21 protein-coding genes are annotated in these 20,411 nt (G+C 72.4%); 15 read left to right on the top strand and 6 right to left on the bottom strand.

The genetic code is table 11. The features are described from left to right. Positions 1-110: 110 nt before the first annotated feature. The gene (locus BJY28_RS05020; protein WP_179462033.1) at positions 111-383 is read left to right on the top strand and encodes a WXG100 family type VII secretion target; all 273 of its coding nucleotides are present in this window, start codon (positions 111-113) and stop codon (positions 381-383) included. Between the two features lie 53 nt (positions 384-436). Continuing rightward, positions 437-709 carry a WXG100 family type VII secretion target gene (locus BJY28_RS05015; protein WP_179462032.1) on the top strand — a complete coding sequence of 91 codons (273 nt, stop codon included), beginning with the start codon at positions 437-439 and terminating at the stop codon, positions 707-709. Positions 710-827: 118 nt separating this feature from the next. Here BJY28_RS05015 and BJY28_RS05010 read toward each other — a convergent pair whose 3' ends face one another. The 3 genes from BJY28_RS05010 to BJY28_RS05000 all read right to left on the bottom strand — a co-directional run bounded on the left by BJY28_RS05010 (position 828) and on the right by BJY28_RS05000 (position 2,957). After that, the gene (locus BJY28_RS05010) at positions 828-1,043 is read right to left on the bottom strand and encodes a biotin/lipoyl-binding carrier protein (protein ID WP_179462031.1); all 216 of its coding nucleotides are present in this window, start codon (positions 1,041-1,043) and stop codon (positions 828-830) included. A 187-nt stretch (positions 1,044-1,230) separates the two neighbouring features. Beyond that, a complete protein-coding gene (locus BJY28_RS05005) occupies positions 1,231-2,322 on the bottom strand; it encodes an inositol-3-phosphate synthase (protein WP_179462030.1) in 1,092 nt (363 codons plus the stop codon). Continuing rightward, positions 2,319-2,957: a PadR family transcriptional regulator gene (locus tag BJY28_RS05000; RefSeq protein ID WP_343036966.1), complete on the bottom strand. Its 639-nt coding sequence runs from the start codon at positions 2,955-2,957 to the stop codon at positions 2,319-2,321. Before BJY28_RS05000 ends, BJY28_RS05005 begins: the two co-directional genes overlap by 4 nt. Positions 2,958-3,383: 426 nt before the next feature. On the opposite strand from BJY28_RS05000, the gene BJY28_RS04995 reads away from it, so the two are divergent. The 10 genes from BJY28_RS04995 (at position 3,384) to BJY28_RS04950 (ending at position 13,478) form a co-directional block, all read left to right on the top strand. Continuing rightward, positions 3,384-3,950 (top strand): SigE family RNA polymerase sigma factor, encoded by a 567-nt coding sequence (locus BJY28_RS04995; RefSeq protein ID WP_179462029.1) that lies wholly within the window; start codon positions 3,384-3,386, stop codon positions 3,948-3,950. Further along, on the top strand, positions 3,947-5,140 hold the full coding sequence (locus tag BJY28_RS04990; RefSeq protein ID WP_179462028.1) for a hypothetical protein: 1,194 nt from the start codon (positions 3,947-3,949) through the stop codon (positions 5,138-5,140). Before BJY28_RS04995 ends, BJY28_RS04990 begins: the two co-directional genes overlap by 4 nt. Before the next feature lie 80 nt (positions 5,141-5,220). Then, complete coding sequence (locus BJY28_RS04985) at positions 5,221-7,623, top strand: transglycosylase domain-containing protein (RefSeq protein WP_179462027.1); 2,403 nt, start codon at positions 5,221-5,223, stop codon at positions 7,621-7,623. After that, positions 7,623-8,960: a hypothetical protein gene (locus BJY28_RS04980; RefSeq protein ID WP_179462026.1), complete on the top strand. Its 1,338-nt coding sequence runs from the start codon at positions 7,623-7,625 to the stop codon at positions 8,958-8,960. The genes BJY28_RS04985 and BJY28_RS04980 overlap by 1 nt, the downstream gene beginning before the upstream one ends. Before the next feature lie 219 nt (positions 8,961-9,179). Continuing rightward, the gene (gene rpsF / locus BJY28_RS04975; RefSeq protein ID WP_179462025.1) at positions 9,180-9,467 is read left to right on the top strand and encodes a 30S ribosomal protein S6; all 288 of its coding nucleotides are present in this window, start codon (positions 9,180-9,182) and stop codon (positions 9,465-9,467) included. A 91-nt stretch (positions 9,468-9,558) separates the two neighbouring features. Next, a complete protein-coding gene (locus BJY28_RS04970; protein ID WP_179462024.1) occupies positions 9,559-10,173 on the top strand; it encodes a single-stranded DNA-binding protein in 615 nt (204 codons plus the stop codon). A gap of 84 nt (positions 10,174-10,257) precedes the next feature. Further along, a complete protein-coding gene (gene rpsR, locus BJY28_RS04965; protein ID WP_179462023.1) occupies positions 10,258-10,494 on the top strand; it encodes a 30S ribosomal protein S18 in 237 nt (78 codons plus the stop codon). Between the two features lie 36 nt (positions 10,495-10,530). Then, on the top strand, positions 10,531-10,977 hold the full coding sequence (gene rplI, locus BJY28_RS04960) for a 50S ribosomal protein L9 (protein ID WP_179462022.1): 447 nt from the start codon (positions 10,531-10,533) through the stop codon (positions 10,975-10,977). A gap of 149 nt (positions 10,978-11,126) precedes the next feature. Continuing rightward, on the top strand, positions 11,127-12,752 hold the full coding sequence (locus BJY28_RS04955; protein ID WP_179462021.1) for a DUF3352 domain-containing protein: 1,626 nt from the start codon (positions 11,127-11,129) through the stop codon (positions 12,750-12,752). A 90-nt stretch (positions 12,753-12,842) separates the two neighbouring features. Next, on the top strand, positions 12,843-13,478 hold the full coding sequence (locus tag BJY28_RS04950) for a hypothetical protein (protein WP_179462020.1): 636 nt from the start codon (positions 12,843-12,845) through the stop codon (positions 13,476-13,478). 84 nt (positions 13,479-13,562) lie between these two features. On the opposite strand, the gene BJY28_RS04945 is transcribed toward BJY28_RS04950, so the two are convergent. Further along, the gene (locus tag BJY28_RS04945) at positions 13,563-15,185 is read right to left on the bottom strand and encodes an alanine/glycine:cation symporter family protein (RefSeq protein WP_179462019.1); all 1,623 of its coding nucleotides are present in this window, start codon (positions 15,183-15,185) and stop codon (positions 13,563-13,565) included. 203 nt (positions 15,186-15,388) lie between these two features. Here BJY28_RS04945 and BJY28_RS04940 point away from each other — a divergent pair, with 203 nt between their 5' ends. From BJY28_RS04940 to BJY28_RS16100, 3 genes are all read left to right on the top strand, one after another. Beyond that, on the top strand, positions 15,389-16,300 hold the full coding sequence (locus tag BJY28_RS04940) for an alpha/beta fold hydrolase (protein ID WP_179462018.1): 912 nt from the start codon (positions 15,389-15,391) through the stop codon (positions 16,298-16,300). 67 nt (positions 16,301-16,367) lie between these two features. Continuing rightward, a complete protein-coding gene (locus BJY28_RS16105) occupies positions 16,368-17,000 on the top strand; it encodes an alpha/beta fold hydrolase (protein ID WP_343036965.1) in 633 nt (210 codons plus the stop codon). Continuing rightward, positions 16,913-17,245: an alpha/beta fold hydrolase gene (locus BJY28_RS16100; RefSeq protein ID WP_246313347.1), complete on the top strand. Its 333-nt coding sequence runs from the start codon at positions 16,913-16,915 to the stop codon at positions 17,243-17,245. Before BJY28_RS16105 ends, BJY28_RS16100 begins: the two co-directional genes overlap by 88 nt. 64 nt (positions 17,246-17,309) lie before the next feature. Here BJY28_RS16100 and BJY28_RS04930 read toward each other — a convergent pair whose 3' ends face one another. Both BJY28_RS04930 and BJY28_RS04925 read right to left on the bottom strand, forming a co-directional pair. Further along, a complete protein-coding gene (locus BJY28_RS04930; RefSeq protein WP_343036964.1) occupies positions 17,310-18,695 on the bottom strand; it encodes an MATE family efflux transporter in 1,386 nt (461 codons plus the stop codon). Then, positions 18,692-19,903, bottom strand: a complete 1,212-nt coding sequence (locus BJY28_RS04925) for an RsbRD N-terminal domain-containing protein (RefSeq protein ID WP_179462017.1) — start codon at positions 19,901-19,903, stop codon at positions 18,692-18,694. The genes BJY28_RS04930 and BJY28_RS04925 overlap by 4 nt, the downstream gene beginning before the upstream one ends. Between the last annotated feature and the right edge of the window lie 508 nt (positions 19,904-20,411).

The raw sequence follows: 20,411 nt of genomic DNA, 5'->3' as shown, positions 1-20,411 counted from the left end.
CTCCCCATTCCCCTCGGTGGCGCGATTCCATAGTGTTGTCATCAGTCGGGCGGAGGAATCGCTCGCAGGAACGCAGGACAACGTCAGCAGTACCAGAGCAGGAGGACATCATGGCTTGGCTCGGAATGAACCTCGACGTCGTGAACGGCGAGCTCCCGAAGTGGGAGAACCTCATCGAGGAGATCAGCACCATCGTCAGCGACACCAACACCCAGGTGCAGGCCGCCAACGAGGCCTGGAACGGCGCGGACTCGGACAAGTTCGTCTCGGAGTGGGAGGGCACCCACCGCCCGGCACTGGAGAAGATCAAGGGTCTCATCCAGGAGCTCGTGGGCCAGCTGCAGAGCGACATCAACCAGCAGCGCGAGACCTCGAGCGCCTGAGCTCGGTCACCGCGCACCGCATCACGAACCACGAGACCTAGAGGAGAGAGATCATGGCACTGAACGAGGGAATGGACACCGGTCGCGTCCGCGAGGTCGCCGGCCAGCTGACGACGCAGGCCGGCCGGATCGGCGAGGTGCAGGCCAACGGCACCACCCAGCAGGGCACCCTGGCCGAGAACTGGCTGGGCCCGGACTCGGAGGCCTTCGGTGAGTCCTGGCAGGAGGCTGCCAAGGCCCTGGCGCAGGCGCAGGACGCGCTGACCGCCTACGCCAAGACGGCCGTCCAGCAGGCCGACCAGCAGGACAACGCCTCCGGCGCCTGAGGGCACCGCAGCGACACCGCGAAGGGCGGGTCCGGGATCATCCCGGGCCCGCCCTTCGTCGTGCGTGGAGGGATCGTGCGGGGTGGGGGCTCGGCCCCGGCGAACGCCCGCCGGGTGCTCAGTCGATGACCAGCAGGATCTCGCCGTCCTGGACGACGTCGCCGACGGTGACCTTGACCTCGCGGACCGTGCCGTCGCTCTCGGCGACGACCGGGATCTCCATCTTCATCGACTCCAGCAGCACCAGCTCGTCGCCGGCGCTGATCTTCGCCCCCGCCTCGACCTGCACGGCGATGACGTTGGCGACGAGCTCGGACTCGACCATGTGACCCATGGCACACAATCTATCCCGGGGGCTGCGGTCAGTGCTCCTCGGTGCCGGATGGAGGAGGCGTCTCAGCGCTCCTCGGTGCCGGATGGAGGAGGCGTCTCAGCGCTCCTCGGTGCCGGATGGAGGAGGCTTCCCTGCGCTCCCCCGGGCGGGCGGCTCCTTCGTCGCCGACCACCCTCCTCCGCTCCGGTCAGCGCTCCTCGGTACCAGCGATGAAGGCCTCCAGGCGCGCCCGGCCGGCGGTGTCCTCGCGCTGCTCCGGCGGGGACTTCATGAGGTAGGAGCTCGCCGAGAGCAGGGCGCCGCCGACGCCGCGGTCCTTGGCGATCTTGGCGGCCCGGATGGCGTCGATGATGATGCCGGCGCTGTTCGGGGAGTCCCAGACCTCGAGCTTGTACTCCAGGTTCAGCGGCACGTCGCCGAAGGCGCGCCCCTCCAGCCGGACGTAGGCCCACTTCCGGTCATCCAGCCAGGCCACGTAGTCAGACGGACCGATGTGCACGTTGCGGTCGTCCACCGTGCCGGCGAGCTCGCCCTCGAGGTTGGAGGTCACCGCCTGGGTCTTGCTGACCTTCTTCGACTCCAGCCGCTCGCGCTCGAGCATGTTCTTGAAGTCCATGTTGCCGCCGACGTTGAGCTGGTAGGTGCGGTCCAGCGCCACGCCCCGGTCCTCGAAGAGCTTGGCCATGACCCGGTGGGTGATGGTCGCGCCGACCTGGCTCTTGATGTCGTCACCGATGATCGGCACCCCGGCCGCCTCGAACCTCGCCGACCACTCCGGGTCGGAGGCGATGAAGACCGGCAGGGCGTTGACGAAGGCGACGCCGGCGTCGATGGCGCACTGCGCGTAGAACTTGTCCGCCTCCTCCGAGCCCACCGGGAGGTAGGAGACGAGCACGTCGACCTCGGCCTCGCGCAGCGCCTGGACGACGTCGACCGGCTCGGCGGCGGACTCGTCGATGGTCTGGCGGTAGTACTTGCCGAGCCCGTCGAGGGTGTGCCCGCGCTGCACCGTCACCCCGGTGGTGGGCACCTCGGCGATCCGGATCGTGTTGTTCTCGCTGGCGTTGATCGACTCGGCGAGGTCCTTGCCCACCTTCTTGTCGTCGACGTCGAAGGCGGCCACGAACTCCACGTCCCGGACGTGGTAGTCCCCGAAGACCACGTGCATCAGGCCCGGGACCGTGGTCGCCGGGTCGGCGTCCTTGTAGTACTCGACGCCCTGGACGAGCGAGCTGGCGCAGTTGCCGACGCCGACGACGGCGACGCGGATCGGGCTCATGAGGGGTTCTCCTTGGATGGGGTGGTGGGCCGACCGGTGACCGGCCCGGGGTTGAAGGCGGGGTGGTTGGGGTCGGCCAGGCTGCCGGGGCGGGGCGCGGGGGCGCGCTGCTCGGCGGCGACGAGCTCGTCGAGCCAGCGCATCTCGCGCTCGATGGTCTCCTCGCCGTGCCGCTGCAGCGCGGCGGTCCAGGTGTCGGCCCGCTCGTCGCCGCGTCGCCCGTGCTCGCGCATCGCCGCCAGGCGCTCCTCGAGCCGCGCCCGGCGTCCCTGCAGGATCCGCAGCCGGACGGTCTGCTCGGTCCGGGCGAAGAAGGCGACCCGGACGTCGAAGCCCTCGTCCTCCCAGGAGCTGGGGTCGCTGTCCTGGGCGACCTCGGCGAAGCGGGACCGGCCGGCGTCGGTGAGCGCGTAGGTGATCCGCGGCCGGCGACCGGCGGGCCCGGGCCGGGCGGTGTCCTCGACGATCCAGCCCTGGTCGAGCAGGCGCCGCAGCGCCGGGTAGAGGGTGCCGAAGCTCAGCGCGCGGAAGGCGCCGAGGCTGCCGTTGAGCCGGCGGCGCAGCTCGTAGCCGTGCATCGGCGCCTCGTGGAGCAGCCCGAGCACGGCGAACTCGAGCATCTGCCGTCGACGCACGCGTCCCTCGTTCCCTGGTTCTCGTCTGCCCGGCTGATCTGCCGGTTCGTCTGCCTGGTCGGTTGCCTGGTTCGGTCTGCCTGGCCTGTCGGCCCTCGAAGGCCGTGGTCCGACCCCACCTACCGTAGCGCAGATGTATCGGGCCGATAGATCGGGACACGCTCATCGGGCCTGCTCCCAGGCGTCTTGCAGCCGTGACGGCAACGGTGGGGTGACGGTGCGGAGGACTACCCTGTGAGTGCCTTGTCGTCGAGGGGGTCGCTAGGCACAATCGCGGGACGGAGCGCGACAGGGTGTCGCGTCAGTCCCTTCGTGCCGTTCCGTGCTGGCGCGTCCCGGTGCGGACGCAGCGGATGACGCCCCCCAGGGCGTCGAGGAGATGTGACGACGATGGTTGGCGAGCGCCCCGGCGGGTTTCCTGCCGCCATGTGGCGTCCCCGATCGCGCGCGCAGCAGCCCGCCGGAGCGGCGACGGAGCCCCTGGTCCAGGAGCAGGCGGCCGCCGAGGCACTCACCTTCGAGGAGTTCGTCGGCGAGCGGGGCGAGTCGCTGATGCGCTACGCCTACCTCGTCACCGGCCAGACCGCGGACGCCGAGGACCTCTTCCAGGAGACCTTCGCCGACGTCCACCGCAAGTGGGACCGGGTCAGCGCCTCCGACCACCCGTACGCCTACGTCCGCACGATGATGACGAACCGGTACACCTCCTCGCGTCGGCGCCGGTGGCACGGGGAGCGGCCGACCGACCCGCAGGAGATGCCGGTCGAGAGCCGGGTCACCCAGGACCACTCGTCCCGGGTGGCCAGCGACGACGCGCTCTGGCAGCTGCTGGGGACCCTGTCCGAGCGGATGCGGACCATCCTCGTGCTGCGCTACTTCGAGGACCTGGACGACGCCGAGATCGCCGACACCCTCGGCATCGCGGTCAGCACCGTGCGGGCCACCGCCAGCCGCGCGATCGGCCAGCTCCGGGAGCGGGGTGACCTGCCGTGAACGAGCGCGACATCGAGCAGCAGCTCCGCGAGCTCTTCGCCGACCGGGCCGGCGACGTCGAGTTCTCGGCCACCGAGTGGGTGGCCACGATCACCGGCGGGGCGGGCGGCGCGTCCGGCGGTTCGTCGGGCGGCCCGGGCTCCGGTGGTGGAGCGGTCGCCTGGACCGGTCGGACGATCGTGCTGGCCGCCGGGGCGCTGGTGGCCGCCGCGGCTGCCGTGGCGATCACCCTCGGGGCGATCAACGGCCCGGACGACGACGGGTCCGGCGCGGCGACGAGCCCGTCGTCGACCTCGACCAGCTCGGCCACCAGCACCTCGTCGTCCAGCAGCGCCCCGTCCAGCACCCGGGACGAGCAGGAGAGCTCGCCCGGTGCGGTGCCCCCGCCGCTGCCGCCGACCACCGTCGACCCGGCGCCCGAGGACGACGGGGTGGACCCGCCGGCCGTGACCCCGGAGCGGAGCTCCGAGACGCGCCAGCCCGCCCCGAGCAGCACCGCGCCGCGCAGCAGCACCACGAGCGATGCCGGGGAACCGGCTCAGGGGCCCTCGAGCACCTCGAGCAGCACGCGGCAGGAGACCTCGGCCTCCCGGCCCCGGACGACGAGCCCCACGCCGCAGCCGCCGGCGCCGAGCGAGAGCAGCTGGACCAAGAGCGGCGACCTGGCGACAGGCGACCTCCAGGAGCCGAACGGGACCTCGAGCCCGACGACCGACCCGATCGAGCCCGAGCCCACGACCAGCGAGCCCACGACGAGCGAGCCGACCACCAGCGAGCCGACGACGAGCGAGCCGACGACGAGCGAGCCCACCACGAGCGAGCCGACCACGAGCGAGCCGACCACCAGCGAGCCCACGACCAGCGAGCCGACGGTGGGACCGCTCTACCTCGGTCCGGTGCTGGACCCCCAGCCCAGCGCCGCCCTGTGCGAGATGACCGGGGCTTGCGCGGAGATCCTCGTCGACGTGGTCGACCTGCCGGCCGGCACCTACCAGGTCTCCTGCCGCCTCTCCGGTGGCGGGCAGGCCCCGGTGGCGACCGAGGTCGAGCTCGCCGAGGGTGCCGAGGTGCTGGCCACCGGCTGCTACACGATCGCTGCCTACACCCCCGCGGTCGTCGTCGACATCGTCGGCGAGAGCGGGGAGTGGCAGGTGGGACCGCAGTACACGGTCGTGACGCCGGAATCGTGACCAGGCGCTAGCAGCGTTCATACTGGGGTCTGCTAGTCCCTGGCCGCTGCCGGGGCGTACGCCCACCACGAGGTACCTCGATGTCCAGCTCCCCCCTCTCGCGCGCCCAGCTCCGCGAGCGCGCCCGCCAGCTCAACGAGAAGCGGCGGAAGCGTGCCAAGAACCGCCCGAGGGGCTGGCGGATGTGGGTCCGGCGGACCCTGCTCGGCATCGCCGGTGTCTTCGTGCTGCTGTGCGTGGGGATCGGGATCGCCTACGCGATGACCGACATCCCAGAGCCCAACGACCGGGCGGTCTCCCAGGCCTCGGTGCTCTACTACTCCGACGGCAAGACCGAGATGGACCGGATCGCCAAGGTCAACCGCGAGTCGGTCGAGCTCGACGAGGTGCCCGAGCATGTGCAGCAGGCCTTCCTCGCCGCGGAGGATCGCAGCTTCTACGAGAACCGTGGCATCTCGCCCAGCGGCATCGCCCGTGCGGTCGGGGTGGCGGTGCGCGGCGGCGAGCAGCAGGGCGGCTCGACGATCACCCAGCAGTACGTGAAGAACTACTTCCTCACCCAGGACCAGACGATCAGCCGCAAGGCCAAGGAGATCCTCATCTCGGTCAAGATCGACCGTGAGCTCTCCAAGGAGGAGATCCTCGAGAACTACCTCAACACCATCTACTTCGGCCGCAACGCCGACGGCATCCAGACCGCCTCCCGGGCCTACTTCGACAAAGACGTCGACGAGCTCACCGCGAGCGAGGGCGCGCTGCTGGCCAGCGTCATCCGGGGTCCCTCCCTGTACGACCCCGGCCTGGGCGAGGAGCAGACCGAGGCGGTCACCGAGCGCTGGGAGTACGTCCTCGACGGGATGGTCGAGCAGGGCTGGATGACCCAGGCCGAGCGCCAGGAGCAGACCCTCCCCGAGACCACCGACCCGGAGCCGATCACCGAGAACGACACCGACATCGGCTACATCACCGAGGAGGTTCGCAACGAGCTGCGCAACCGGCTCGAGCTCAGCGACGCCGACATCGACCGTGGTGGCTTCAAGATCGTCACCACCATCGACAAGGAGGACCAGGAGGCTGCGGCGGCGGCGGTCAAGGAGCACCGGCCGACCGGGGAGAACACCTCCGACCTGCACATCGGGCTGGTCTCGGTGCGGCCCGACGACGGGGCGATCACCACGATGTACGGCGGCGAGAGCTTCACGAAGGGGAAGTACGGCTTCTTCAACACCGCCACCGACGGGGCGATGCAGGCCGGGTCGACGATGAAGCCCTTCACCATGCTCGCCGCCCTCGACCGGGGCATCCCGCTGGGGACGACCTACAGCGGCTCCAGCCCCTGGTACGACAACGACTTCGCCTACACCGGGTCCGGCGCCACCGACGTCCAGCGCAACGGCGGCGTGGTCAACTTCGGGAACGCCTCCTACGGGCCGGTGAACATGACCACCGCCACCCAGAAGTCGATCAACACCTACTACGCCCAGCTCAACCTCGCGGCCACCCCGAAGGCCACCGCCGAGATGGCCGAGGCGGCCGGCGCCCGCGCCTACAGCAACGGCGAGCCGACCGACATGTCCACGGTGCCCTCGAACGTCTTCGGCACCGACTCGGTGCGGGTGCTGGACATGGCCAACGCCTACGCCACCATCGCCGCCGAGGGGCGCCGCGCCCAGCCCTACCTCATCCGCTCGGTGGAGGGCTCCGGCGCCTACGAGCTCGACTACGAGGTCGAGCAGGAGGTCGAGCGGGTCATCCCCGAGGACGTCGCCCGGGACGCGATGAACGCGATGAGCCACGTCGGCGAGTCCGGCGGCACCGCGCCGACCGTGGGTAACCTCGGCCGCCCGGTCGGCGGCAAGACCGGCACCACCTCGAACAACTACGCCGCCTGGTTCGACGGCTTCACCCCGAACCAGATGGCGACCTCGGTCGGGATGTACCGCGGGGACGGCTCGCTCACCGAGGAGAACCAGCTGGTCAACATGGGCGGCTACTCCGAGATCACCGGAGGCAGCGTGCCCGCGGAGATCTGGACGGACTACATGATCGACGCGCTCGAGGGCCGTGACGTGGCCGACATGCCCCCGCTGGGCGGGGTCACCTGGGAGCCTCAGGACAACGACGAGGCCCCGGCGCCGATCACCACCACGCAGGCCCCGGCGCCGACGACCACGCAGGCCCCGGCGCCCACCTCGACGAGCACCTCCAGCTCGTCGTCGAGCTCCTCGAGCAGCAGCTCGTCGAGCTCGTCCAGCTCGTCGTCGAGCTCGTCCAGCTCGTCGTCGAGCTCCTCCAGCTCGTCCACGTCCAGCTCGACATCCACCCGCAGCAGCTCGACCAGCACGTCCCGGCCGACGACGTCGAGACCCACGACGACCTCGCGGCCCTCGTCGACCAGCCGGCCGACGAGCAGCGGCGGCGGGTCCTCGACCCGGGCACCGTCGTCGGGCTCCAGCGCCAGCCGGATGAGCACCGCGGACTGATGCCCCGGGAGCGCGTGCCGGGCGACCTGCTGCCCGTGGAGGCCTCGCCGGTGATCGGCGGGCCGCTCGGGCGGCACGCCGCGGCGCGCAACCGCTCCGCCGGTCGGCTGCTGCCGCTCATCGTCGTCATGGTGGCGCTGCCGATGTCGCTCGCGGTCACCCGGCAGGGCCACTGCATCGCCAACGGCTGGAACGGTGACGAGCAGTTCTGGCGCGGCTGCTTCTCCGACCTGCCCGCGCAGTACCAGCTCGGCGGGCTGGACGCCGGCCTGGCCGGCTGGGCCGGCGGTCAGGGGGACCTGGAGCAGATGCCGCTGCTGTCCGGGCTGATGGCCCTGCTCGGCGGCGTCGTGCCGGGGGAGAGCTGGCTGGACGCCAGCCGCTGGTACGTCGCGCTGTGGGCCGTGCTGATCACCGCGGCCGCGGCGGTCTCGGTGTGGTGCGTGGGCCGGCTGCGTCCCGGTCGCCTCGACCTGGCCACCCAGCTGGCGCTGACCCCGGCCTACGTCGTCGCCGCCCTGCTCTCGCCCGACCTGCTCGTCGTCTCGCTGCTGCTCGGGGCCATGCTCGCCCTCCAGGCCCGACGACCGACCACGGCCGGGGTGCTGCTCGGGCTGGCCCTGCTCGGGCACGCCTGGGTCTGGCTGGCGCCGGTGGCGCTGCTCGCCGCGGCGCCGCGCCTGGATCGGCGCCCGGCCGCGGTGCGCACGGTGCTGGTGGCCCTGGCCGTCGTCGCGGTGAGCGTGCTCGCGCTGCTCGCCCTGCGGCCGGGGCTCGTGCTGGGCCCGCTGCGGCGGTGGTGGGAGGCGCCGGCGGGCTACGGCGCGCTCGTCCAGATCCCCGAGCTGCTGGGCTTCCCGCTGCCGGTGTGGTCGGTGACCGTGGTCGCGCTGGCCGGCTGCGTGCTGGCCGTGCTCGGCGCGGTGCTGCTGGCCCGGGACGCCTGGCGGCCGGCCACCTGGGCGCAGGTGCTCGCCTTCGCCCTGCCGCTCATGGTTCTGCTCGGCAAGAGCCTGCCGGTGCAGGCCGTGCTCTGGCTGCTGCCGCTGGCGATCCTCGCCGGGATCTCCTGGCGCACCCACCTGGGGCTGGTGGCCGTCGAGGCGGTGCACGCCTCGGCGCTGTGGCTCTACATCGGCTACGGCACCGACGCCGACAAGGGCCTGCCACCGGCCTGGTACGCGGTGGTCGTGCTGGCCCGCGCCTTCGCCTGGGCCTTCGTCATGTGGAGCCTCTGGTACACCCCCGTGGACAACCCGCCCGTCCCCAGGGACGACGGAGACGACCCGGACGTCCACAGGCCGGCCGAGCCGGTGGCCGCCGTCGGCGCGGGCTGACAGCCTGGTCGGCGGAGGGGCTGACCGAGGGTCCACGGAGGGTTCGCGGTCTGCGGGCAGGCGTCCTTCGCGGCGGCCGTGAGGCTTTGGCTGTCCGGGGCCTCAGCGGCTACTCTTGTGCGGTCCTGCGTCGCCGTCGGCGGCGCAGCGGCACATGCACAACCCTCCTGTCACGGAGAGACCGTGACCGCGAAGACCGAAGGAGGCGGGTTCCTCAGCATGCGTCAGTACGAACTCATGGTCATCTTCGACCCCGAGCTCGACGAGCGGACGATCGCCCCGACGTTCGAGAAGTTCCTCGGCGTCGTCACCAAGGACGGCGGCACCGTGGACAACGTCGACCACTGGGGCCGGCGGCGTCTCGCCTACGAGATCAACAAGAAGGCCGAGGGCATCTACGCCGTCGCCACCCTGACCTGCGAGCCGGCGACGAGCCAGGAGCTGGACCGTCAGCTCGGCCTCTCCGAGCAGGTCGTGCGCACCAAGCTCATGCGCGTCGACGCCTGAGACCAGGCGTCACCTCCGGCCGTCGGTGACGGCGGCCCACCCGAGACGAGAACTCGCACCCCGCACGCCCACCAGCAGGCAAGGACCACACATGGCAGGCGACACCGTCATCACGATCATCGGCAACCTCACCGCCGACCCCGAGCTGCGTTTCACGCCGAACGGGGCAGCGGTGGCCAACTTCACCGTGGCCTCCACGCCGCGGTTCTTCGACCGTCAGAGCAACGAGTGGAAGGACGCCGAGACCCTCTTCATGCGGTGCTCGGTGTGGCGTGAGGCCGCCGAGAACGTGGCGGAGTCGCTGCAGCGTGGGACCCGTGTCGTCGTCCAGGGTCGCCTGGTCTCCCGTTCCTGGGAGGACAAGGAGACCGGTCAGAAGCGCTCCGTCATGGAGATGCAGGTCGACGAGGTCGGCCCGTCGCTGCGCTACGCCACCGCGAAGGTCAACAAGACCCAGCGCGGCGGCGGTGGCGGCGGCTTCGGCGGCGGCCAGCAGGGCGGTGGCAACCAGGGCGGCTTCGGCGGCCAGGGTGGCCAGTCCGACGACCCCTGGTCGACCGGCGGTCAGCAGGGTGGCGGCAACCAGGGCGGCGGCTGGGGCGGCGGACAGCCCTCCGGCGGCGGCCAGGGTGGCGGCCAGCAGGGCGGCGGCCAGGGTGGCGGTGGCTGGGGCAACGCGCCCAGCTACGACGAGCCCCCCTTCTGATCCGCCCGCGAGGCGTCTCGACCCACCGAAACACCCATCCCGGGGACCAACCTCGGGCTCTCAGAGATGAAGGAGAGCACCACGATGGCCAAGCCCGTAGTGCGCAAGCCCAAGAAGAAGGCCAACCCGCTGAAGGCGGCGAAGGTCGAGAAGATCGACTACAAGGACGCGGCCCTGCTGCGGAAGTTCATCTCGGACCGCGGCAAGATCCGCGCCCGCCGGGTCACCGGGGTGAGCGTCCAGGAGCAGCGTCGCATCGCCACGGCCGTGAAGAACGCCCGTGAGATGGCCCTGCTGCCCTACTCCTCGAGCAACCGCTGACCGCGGGCCCGAGACCGACGAGCTAGGAGCGAGAACATGAAGGTCATCCTCACCCACGAGGTCTCCGGCCTCGGCACGGCCGGTGACGTCGTCGACGTCAAGCCGGGCTACGCCCGCAACTTCCTCTACCGCCGTGGCCTGGCCACGGCCTGGACGAAGGGCGGCCAGAAGCAGGTCGACGCGATCGCCGCCTCCAAGGCCGCGCGGGCCGTGAAGTCCCTCGAGGAGGCCCGGTCGATCAAGGGCAACCTCGAGGCCCAGCAGGTCACCGTGACCGCCCACGCCGGCGACTCCGGTCGCCTCTTCGGCGCGGTCACCAGCAAGGAGATCGCCGAGGCGGTCGCGGCCGGCGGTGGCCCGGCGATCGACCGGCGCACCATCGAGATCCCCACGCCGATCAAGAGCGTCGGCCCGGCCCGGGCGCAGGTCCGTCTGCACCCGGAGGTCCAGGCGACCCTCACCCTCGAGGTCGTCGCCGGCTGACCGGCCCGACCCCGTGACCGGACGGCGGCGCCCCACCTGGGGCGTCGCCGTCCGTCGTGCGGGGTCGTGTGGGTAGGACTCCCCATGGTGGTGGGGCGGGTCCGCTGCCTAGGCTGGGCGCGCCAGCTCGACCAGACAGGGGAGACATCATGACTCAGCCGCCGCCAGGACAGCCCGGACCGCCGCCCGGGTACGGATCGCCGCAGTCTGGCTACGGCCAGCCTCAGGCCGGATACGGCCAGCAGCCGCCGCCGCAGCCCGGCTACGGCCAGCCCCAGTCTGGCTACGGCCAGCCGCAGGCCCCGGGCGGCTACGCCCAGGCCGGTGGGTCCTACCCGCAGCAGAGCCCGGTGCAGCAGCCGCAGCGCTCCCGTCGCGGCCTGAAGATCGCCGCGGCCGGTGCGGCCGGGGTGATCGGGCTGGGGGCGGTCGCCGGTGGCGGCGCCTTCGCCTGGTCGATGCTCTCCGGGGGCGGTCCGCAGCCCGAGGAGGCGCTGCCCGGCGACACCGTCGCCTTCGCCAAGGTGGACCTCGACCCCTCGGCAGACCAGAAGGTCGACGCGCTGCGGTTCTTCAGCAAGTTCCCCGACGCCGACGTCGATGCCGACGGCGACCCGAAGAAGGAGATCTTCGAGGCGCTCCAGGAGGACGGCGGCCTGCAGGGCGTCGACTACGCCCAGGACGTCGAGCCCTGGCTCGGTGACCGGATCGGCATGGGCGTGCTGCCCAGCACCGACGGCGGCGAGCCGGAGGTCGTCCTCGCGCTCGCCGTCACCGACACCGGGGCGGCCGAGGACAGCGTGGACGCGCTGACCGCCGGCGGCCAGAGCGCGTGCGGGGTCGACGAGGACTTCATGATCTGCGGTGAGGAGCAGTCCGTCGTCGACCGGGTCACCGGCGCCTCGGACAGCCTCGCCGAGAGCGACACCTTCTCCGACGACATGGACGCCCTCGGCGAGGACGGCGTGGCCACCGCCTGGATGGACCAGGGGAAGGTCAGCGAGCTCGCCCAGCAGTCGTCCAGCACCAGCAGCGTCCCGCCGGTCGAGGCCACCGGGCGCACCGCGATGGCGCTGCGCTTCGACGGTCCCACGGTGGAGCTCTTCGCCAAGGTCACCGGCACCGAGGGCGCCCAGCTCGGCGACCAGAGCCCCTCGGTGGGCCAGCTGCCCGAGGACACCCTCGGCGCGCTCGGCGCCAGCGGGATGGGCGACGCCCTCACCGAGCGCTGGTCGGACATCGAGTCGACCCTCAAGCCGACGGTCGGCGACCAGGCCTGGCAGGACGGCCTGAGCGACCTCCAGGCCGAGACCGGGCTCAGCGTGCCGGACGACATCTCCGCCGCCCTGGGCAACGACACGGTCCTCGCGGTCGGCGGGAAGAACGCGAACGGCGAGCCGAACGTCGCGGTCCGCACCGACGGCGAGCGCAGCGCCCTGGACAAGCTCGTCGGTGCGAGCGCCCGGTCGGCCACGCCGCTGGTCATCGCCTCCGGCGCCGACTCCCGGCACGCGGTCGGCATCGACCAGAAGTACGCCGACACCGTGGCCAACGGTGACGGCCTCGGCGACACCGAGCGCTACCAGGACGCCGTCCCGGACGCCGACGACGCCCAGATCATCGGCTACCTCGACATCGAGCAGCTCGTGGCCACCTACGGCGACGAGATGACCGAGGAGGACCGGCGCGCCGCCGAGGCGCTCTCCTCGGCCGGGATGACGGTCTCGAGCACCGACGACGGCGCCGAGATCCGGATGCGCCTGACCACCCGCTAGGCCGCACCGCACCCACCGGCGCACGGTCCGAGGGGCCCGACCCACCAGGGTCGGGCCCCTCGCGTGCCCCGCTGCGGCAGGATGGGGGTCGTGAGCCATGACGCAGACCGCAGCCGTGACCTCCGCGACGACCTCTGGCGCAGCGTCGGCGAGCTGGGCAGCCACCTCGACCCGGTCGGCGAGGACACCTCGGCCCTGTGGCCGGGCGGGTCCGCCGAGTACCTGCAGGTGCGCACCGAGCACACCGGCATCGTCACCACCGACGGCCTGAGCGACCCCGGCCAGGACCGGCCGACCGGCCTGGGCGTGGAGATCTACGTCGAGGGTCGCGAGCTGGCCGAGGCGCCGCTGCCCGCGGAGGCGCGCTGGCTGCAGGGTGTCCTCGAGGAGGCGGTCGAGGCCGTCGCGCCGGACGGCGCCGGCCTGGGGGCGGCGCTGGAGCGGCACGGGGTGCTGTCGCTGGAGCTCTCCGGCGCCGGCGCCCCCGCGGACTGGGTCTCCGGCGGCCGGCTCGGGGTGCTCCTGGGGGTGCCGCTGCCGGGGCGCGCGGACAGCCTGACCCTCGACGGCGGACAGGTCCGGCTGCTCACCCTCGTCCCGCTGCGCCCGAGCGAGCTCGCGGTCATCACCGCCGAGGGCCCGGCCGGTCGCGAGCGGGTCGTCGCGGCGCTCGCCGGCTCCGGCTGGCACTCCTACGTCGAGAGCGCCCGGCCGGCGGTGCTCTGATCCGCGACCCGGTCGCCCCCGAGTCGGACGAGGGCCCGGCCACCCCTCGCGGGTGACCGGGCCCTCGTCCGTGACGAGCCAGGATCAGTCGTTGTCGGTCGACTTCATCCGGGGCAGCTCGCCGGTGTTGCCCTGCTCCTCGCGGATCTGGGCCAGGTGGGCCTCGTCGTCCGCGCCGAGCTCGTAGAGCCGGCCCGACTTGCGGTCGGCCAGGTACTCCGTCATCTCCTTCTTGATCACCGGCAGCAGCATGTAGATACCGAGCAGGTTCACGAAGCCGCAGATGAAGAGGAACGAGTCGGTCATGCTCAGGACCTGGGCGAAGGTCAGCACGGTGCCGATGACGGTGAACGTGCAGAAGATGAGCTTGTAGATCGCCACCGACGGGGTGCTGCGGCCGAAGAAGAACTCCCAGGCCTTCTGCCCGTAGTAGCTCCAGGTGACCAGCGTGGAGAAGGCGAAGAGCAGCACCGCGATCGCCAGCAGGGTCGGGAACCACGGCAGGAAGGTCTCGAAGGCGTCCGAGGTGAGGGTGACGCCGTCGGGGGCGTCGCCGCCGCTCTTCACCGTCTCGATGCCCTCCCGGTAGGAGGGGGCGTCGGCGATGATGATCGTCAGCGCGGTCATGGTGCAGATGACGACCGTGTCGATGAAGGGCTCGAGCAGGGCGACGAAGCCCTCCGAGACCGGACGTCGGGTCTTCACCGGGGAGTGCGCGATCGGCGCCGAGCCGAGCCCGGCCTCGTTGGAGAAGGCACCGCGCTGGAAGCCGACGATCAGCACACCGACCAAACCACCGAGCCCGGCCTCCGGGCTGAAGGCACCGCTGACGATGTCACCGAGCGCCGCCGGGATGTGGCCGACGTTGAAGAGGATGACGAAGAGGCAGGCGATGACGTAGGTGATGCCCATGACCGGGACCAGCTTGCTGGTGACCCGGGCGATCGACTTGATGCCACCGAGGATCACCGCGCCGACGAGCAGGGCCAGGACGATGCCGAAGATCAGCGCCGCACCGTCGCTGCCGAGCGGGCCGTCGTCACCGCCGGTGACGTCCTTGGCCTGGACGAAGGTCTGGTTGGCCTGGAACATGTTGCCGCCGCCGACGCCGAAGCCGAAGATCGCGATGGCGAAGATGCCGGTGAGGATCAGCGCCGGGATCCGGCCCAGCTTGCCGAAGGCGATCGGCAGGTACTTGAAGGGACCGCCGGAGACCGTGCCGTCCTCGTGGATGGTCCGGTACTTCACGCCGAGGGTGCACTCGGCGAACTTCGTCGCCATGCCGAGCAGCCCGCAGACGATCATCCAGAAGCAGGCGCCCGGACCACCGAGCGCCATGGCCGCACCGACACCGGCGATGTTGCCGAGGCCGACGGTGCCGGACAGCGCCGAGGAGAGCGCCTGGAAGTGGGTGATCTCGCCCGGGTCGTCCGGGTGCGAGAACTTGCCGCGGACGACCTCGGTGGCGATCTTGAAGCCGCGGAACTGGATGAAGCCGAAGTAGGTGCTGATGATGACGCCGGCGGCGACGAGCCACAGCACGACGATCGGCAGCTCGAGCCCCCCGGGCAGCGGGATGGCGTAGAAGACCCAGCTGGCGAGCCAGTCGGCGAACGGTCCGAAGACATCGTTGATGGCGTTCTCGATGTCGGTCAGGGTGCCGCTCTCCGCGGCTGGTGGCGTGAGTGTGGCCAGGGTGCTGATCATGAGGACTGAGGGAACTCCTGTTGTGACCTGGGGCGCAACGGACCGCGCGGTAATGTTGCCTGGCTGTGACCTGAGCCGAAGATCCGTCGGCCCGGCGAGCGTGCATGCGCCCACCGTCCCCCGGAACGACCGGTCCGGCCGCACATGATGCGGTTAGGGTGATCGGCGGCACAGCGCACGTGCCCTCACGCGAAGGAGCGGGGATGGATCAGCACGTCGGCAGCGGCCCCCAGCCGCCGGAGACGACCGAGATCGGGCTCGACGACGGGCCGATCCACGTGGGCCGCTGGCGGCCCGACGCCGGGGGGATCCCGGTGCTGGCGATCCACGGGATCACCGCCAACCTCATGTGCTGGGCGCGGCTGGCCGAGCTGCTCCCGGACCGCTGCGTCATCGCCCCCGACCTGCGCGGCCGCGGGGGGTCGCGCGACCTGCCGCCCGGAGGGCTGGTGCAGCACGCCGACGACCTGGCCCGGGTGCTGGAGGAGCTCGGGGTGGACCGGGCGGTGGTCGTCGGGCACAGCATGGGGGCCTTCGTCGCCGTCCGCTTCGCCGAGCGTCACCCGGAGAAGGTGGAGCGGCTCGTCCTCGTCGACGGCGGGCTGCCGCTGCCGCCGGCGCCGCCGCGGGAGGACGGCAGCGTCCCCACCCCGGCCGAGCTGCTCGGTCCGGTCTTCGAGCGGCTGACCACGACCTTCCCGGACCGCGAGTCCTACCACCGCTTCTGGCAGGCGCACCCGGCGATCGGGGCGCTGTGGGACGACTACGCGCGCGCCTACGTCGACGGCGACCTCGTCGGCGGGCCGCCGGCGATGACCCCGGCCGCCCGGCCCGAGGCCGCCCGGCTCAACGCCGACGAGCTGACCGGCCCCGAGGAGTACGTCGCCGCGCTGCGGGGGCTGCCCGGCCCGGTGCCGCTGCTCACCGCCCCGCGCGGGCTCTTCGACGAGAGCGCGGGGATGTACCCGCCGGCCTGGCTGCAGCGCTGGGACGAGGAGCTGGAGCACGTCGAGATCCGCGAGGTCCCCGACGTCAATCACTACGGGATCGTGCTCGCCCAGGCGGGGGCCCGTCAGGTCGCCGCCACCATCACCCGCCAGGAGGAGACCGCATGACCACCCTGCTCGACGGCGTCACCGCCACCGAGGTGCCCACCGACCGCTACCGCGCCAGGTGCTCCAGGTGGAGGGGGACGACCACCAGGGCCCGCCGGTGGTGCTGGTGCACGGCAACGTCTCCAGCTCGATCTTCTTCCAGCCGCTCATGCAGTCGCTGCCGGTGAGCTCCTACGCCATCGACCTGCGCGGCTTCGGCGGCTCGCAGAGCCTCGGCGTGGACGCCACCCGCGGCCTGCGCGACGACTCCGACGACGTCGCCGCGGTGCTCGACGCCCTCGGCATCACCCGGGCGCACCTCGTCGGCTGGCCGATGGGCGGCGGGATCATCATGCAGCTGCTCATCGACCGTCCGGACCTCGTCGCCTCGCTGACCCTCTCGGCGACGATGTCGCCCTTCGGCGTCGGCGGCACCCTCGCCGACGGCTCGCTGCGCACCCCCGACGGCGCCGGCACCGGCGGCACCGGGGCGAACCAGGACTTCGTCGCCCGGCTGGCCGCAGGGGACACCACCGACGAGTCGCCGAACAGCCCGCGCTCGGTGCTGGCGACGGGACCGAGAGCGAGCACTGGCCCGGCTTCGCGCCGGGGACCGGTGGGGTGCTCAACACGATGGCCCCGACCCTGGTGGACACCTCCGGGATCGTCGAGGCGGACCCCAAGCCGCCGGTGCTGTGGATCCACGGCAGCGAGGACGTGATCGTCAGCGACCAGTCCTTCTTCGACTTCTGCATGCTCGGCAAGGCCGGTGCGGTGCCCGGCTGGCCGGGTGAGGAGGAGGCCCCGCCGCAGCCGATGAAGCAGCAGATCCGCGACGTGCTGGCCCGCTACCGCGACGGCGGCGGCGAGGTCACCGAGGTCGAGCTCGAGGGCTGCGGGCACTCCCCGCACGTCGAGCGGCTGGAGGAGTTCCGCACCGCGCTGCTGCGGCTCGTCACCGGCTGAGCCTGGGCGCGCTCGCGGTGAGGTCGGCTCGCGGTGAGGTTGGCTCGCGGTGACGTCAGCGGCGTCAGCGGCTGGCCCCGGTGACCAGCCAGCCGTCCCCGCGCAGCCGCCACCACAGCGTCCCCCAGCGCACCAGCATGAAGCCGCTGAAGGCGATCCACAGGACGACCATGGCCTCCGGCGCGGTCCGTCCCTGGCCGACCTCGCGGGCCAGCAGCAGCATGGGCAGGTAGGCGATCAGGGTGACGGTGCTCGCCACCGCCAGCCAGCGCCCGTCGCCGGCGCCGATGAGCACGCCGTCGGCGACGAAGACCACCCCGGCCAGCGGCTGGCTGACGGCGACGACGAGCAGCGCGGCGGCGATCGCCGACCGGACGTCCGGGTCCTGGGTGAAGGCGGCCGGCAGCACCCGGTGGACCAGCGCCACCAGCACCCCGACCGCGACGCCGGACCAGAGTCCCCAGCGCATCATCAGCGTGGTGGCCCGCCGCACCGCGGGGGCGTCGCCGGCCCCGAGCGCGCGGCCGGTGAGCGCCTGGGCGGCGATGGCGATGGCGTCGAGGGCGAAGACCAGGGTCGACCAGACCGTCGAGGTCACCTGGTGGGCGGCCAGCGGCACGTCGCCGAAGGAGGCGGCCGTCGCCACGGTGAGCAGCAGCACCGCCCGCAGCGCCAGGGTGCGTACCAGCAGCGGCACGCCGTCGGCGGCCGAGGCCAGCACCCTGGAGGGTCGTAGCGCCACCGAGGCGCCCACCCGGCGGCCGTGCCGGGCGACCACGGCGACGAGCGCCACGGCCATCCCGACCTGGGCGATCACCGTCCCCCAGGCGGCGCCGGCGATGCCCAGCCCCACGCCGTGCACGAGCACGACGTTGAGCACGGCGTTGCCGGTGAAGCCGACCGTGGCGACGACCAGCGGGGTGCGGGTGTCCAGGTGCCCGCGCAGCACCCCCGTGGCGGCCAGCACCAGCAGCATCGCGGGCAGCCCGAGGGCGCTGATCCGCAGGTAGGTGCTCGCCTGCTCGACCACCTCCGGCGAGCCGCCGACGGCCTCCACCAGCGGACGGGCCGCGCCGCCGGTGACCGCCGCGGCGGCCAGGCCGATGAGCAGCGCCAGCCAGATCCCGGACCAGCCGTCCTCGGCGGCGTCCCGCTCCTGACCGGCGCCCATCCGTCGGGCCACCGCCGCGGTGGTGCCGTAGGCGAGGAACACGAAGAGCCCGGCCACGCTGGTCAGCACCGCGCTGGCCGCGCCGAGCCCGGCCAGCGGGGTGACCCCGAGCCGGCCGACCACCGCGGAGTCGACGAGCAGGAAGAGTGGCTCGGCGACGAGCGCGAGGAAGGCCGGCACCGCCAGCGAGAGCACCTCGCGCGGACCCGCGGTCACCTCGGTCGGCGGCCGGGGCGGCTCGCTCGGTCGGGACTGACCGCTGGCTCGGGGCTGGCTCACACCACCGATGGTGGCAGCGGCTGGTGCGCGTCCGCCCAGGCCCCCAGGACCAGGGCCAGCTCGTGCAGCGCGGTCGGATCCTCCAGGTCGTCGCCGAGCACGGAGCGCAGCGTGCCCATCCGGTAACCGATCGTCTGCGGGTGCACGTCCAGCTCGGCGGCGACGTCCGCCCGGCGGCCCCAGTGCCGGATCCAGGCGTGCAGGGTCTCCAGCAGCCGCTCGCGCTGACCGTCGCGCAGCTGGGCCAGCGGGGCCAGCCGCCGCTCGGCGAGGGCGGCCAGCGCGGTCGGGTCGCCGCTGACCGCGATCGCCCCCAGCCTCTCGTCGGCGTGCAGCAACCGCGGCAGCGGCGTGCCGTCGGCCGCGGCGAGGTCGCTGATCGTGGCGGTGCGCTCGGCCAGGTGCAGCGACGCGGGCAGCTCGGCCACCGGCACCTCGGTGCCGAGGACGACGCCCTTCGGCGCGGCCTCGTCCAGCACCGTCGGGTCGAAGGGGGCGGTGACGATGGCCACGGTGCCGCACTCGCGCTCGACGACGAGCGCGCTGGAGCCGAGCAGGTCCAGCGCGGCCTCCAGCGTCATCTCGCGGGCGAGCACCACCTGCACCCGGTCGGGGACCTGCCAGCCGGCGGCCTTCGCGGACAGCTCGACGGTCTCGGTGTCGGCCACCCCCTCGAGCAGCTGGGTGGCCAGCCGGCGGCAGCGCCACTGCCGCTCGGCGCTGCGCGCGTCGGAGTCGGAGGCGTATCCCTCGGCGCTCGCCGCGACCACCGCGTCGGCGAAGGCGAAGACCGCGCTGGTGAGACCGGAGACGGTCCGCAGCTCGAGCCGGCCGTGCTCGTCCAGGGCGGCCAGCATGGCGTCCAGCAGCAGCCGGGCGCCGGTGCGGTAGATCGCCAGCAGCATCTCCAGGCTGCGACCCTCGCGGGCCTCGTTGGCGCCGATGTCGGCGTAGAGCTCCTGCTCCGGGGGGGTGAGCGCGGGCTCGTCGCGGCCGACCAGCCGCGGGAACCGGCGCAGCGCCTGGGCGACTCCGGCGTGCACGTCCTCGCGGACGTTGACCGCGGTCGAGCCGGGCCCGAGCTGCTCGACGACCATCGGCGCGAGCACCGCGGTGATGTCGTCCGGCACCGGCGCAGCCAGCGCCCCGGAGACCAGCTCGGCGAGATCCGGGGGCAGGTCCCGCCAGGGGCGTGCGGTGCGCAGCATGGACGGATTATCGGGGTCTTGTGCTCAGGCACACAACATGAGCAGCAGATGCGCAGGTCAGGCTGCCCCTCGGGGTATGCTGATCTGTTCTCCGGGTACAGACCGGGGCATCCCCTCTCCCCCTTCCCCCTACCCCTCACCCGCAACTGCCCGGGCAGTTGCGGGGTCCGGCCGACATTTGCCTGGGCAGTTGCGCACGGGGATGGGGATTTGCCCGGTCAGTTGCGGGGTCCGGTCGACATTTGCCCGGGCAGTTGCGCACAGGGGCGGGATTTGCCCGGGCAGTTGCGCACGGGGATGGGGATTTGCCCGGTCAGTTGCGGGGTCCGGTCGACATTTGCCCGGGCAGTTGCGCACAGGGGCGGGATTTGCCCGGGCAGTTGCGCAAGGGGAGGGGGCGGCGCGGGAGGGGCGGTGGCCGGTGGTCCCCAGGGGGAGCGCTCCCCGTGTCCGGATCGGTCCCTGCCTCGTAGAGTGGCCACGCATCCGCACCGAGGTACCCACCAGG

It is taken from the genome of Janibacter alkaliphilus, from assembly GCF_013408565.1.
Lineage (GTDB): Bacteria > Actinomycetota > Actinomycetes > Actinomycetales > Dermatophilaceae > Janibacter > Janibacter alkaliphilus.
The sequence above is the reverse complement of the archived record's forward strand: the minus strand, read 5'-3'. Positions and strand labels throughout refer to the sequence as shown.

Bases quoted from the DNA above. Each gene is read 5' to 3' on its own strand.
- BJY28_RS05020 (WP_179462033.1), top strand. From the start codon at position 111: ATGGCTTGGCTCGGAATGAACCTCGACGTCGTGAACGGCGAGCTCCCG.
- BJY28_RS05010 (WP_179462031.1), bottom strand. From the start codon at position 1,043: ATGGGTCACATGGTCGAGTCCGAGCTCGTCGCCAACGTCATCGCCGTG.
- BJY28_RS04980 (WP_179462026.1), top strand. From the start codon at position 7,623: ATGCCCCGGGAGCGCGTGCCGGGCGACCTGCTGCCCGTGGAGGCCTCG.
- BJY28_RS05015 (WP_179462032.1), top strand. From the start codon at position 437: ATGGCACTGAACGAGGGAATGGACACCGGTCGCGTCCGCGAGGTCGCC.
- BJY28_RS16100 (WP_246313347.1), top strand. From the start codon at position 16,913: ATGGCCCCGACCCTGGTGGACACCTCCGGGATCGTCGAGGCGGACCCC.
- BJY28_RS04995 (WP_179462029.1), top strand. From the start codon at position 3,384: ATGTGGCGTCCCCGATCGCGCGCGCAGCAGCCCGCCGGAGCGGCGACG.
- BJY28_RS04985 (WP_179462027.1), top strand. From the start codon at position 5,221: ATGTCCAGCTCCCCCCTCTCGCGCGCCCAGCTCCGCGAGCGCGCCCGC.
- rplI (WP_179462022.1), top strand. From the start codon at position 10,531: ATGAAGGTCATCCTCACCCACGAGGTCTCCGGCCTCGGCACGGCCGGT.
- BJY28_RS04970 (WP_179462024.1), top strand. From the start codon at position 9,559: ATGGCAGGCGACACCGTCATCACGATCATCGGCAACCTCACCGCCGAC.
- BJY28_RS04940 (WP_179462018.1), top strand. From the start codon at position 15,389: ATGGATCAGCACGTCGGCAGCGGCCCCCAGCCGCCGGAGACGACCGAG.
- BJY28_RS04945 (WP_179462019.1), bottom strand. From the start codon at position 15,185: ATGATCAGCACCCTGGCCACACTCACGCCACCAGCCGCGGAGAGCGGC.
- BJY28_RS05005 (WP_179462030.1), bottom strand. From the start codon at position 2,322: ATGAGCCCGATCCGCGTCGCCGTCGTCGGCGTCGGCAACTGCGCCAGC.
- rpsR (WP_179462023.1), top strand. From the start codon at position 10,258: ATGGCCAAGCCCGTAGTGCGCAAGCCCAAGAAGAAGGCCAACCCGCTG.
- BJY28_RS04925 (WP_179462017.1), bottom strand. From the start codon at position 19,903: ATGCTGCGCACCGCACGCCCCTGGCGGGACCTGCCCCCGGATCTCGCC.
- BJY28_RS04955 (WP_179462021.1), top strand. From the start codon at position 11,127: ATGACTCAGCCGCCGCCAGGACAGCCCGGACCGCCGCCCGGGTACGGA.
- rpsF (WP_179462025.1), top strand. From the start codon at position 9,180: ATGCGTCAGTACGAACTCATGGTCATCTTCGACCCCGAGCTCGACGAG.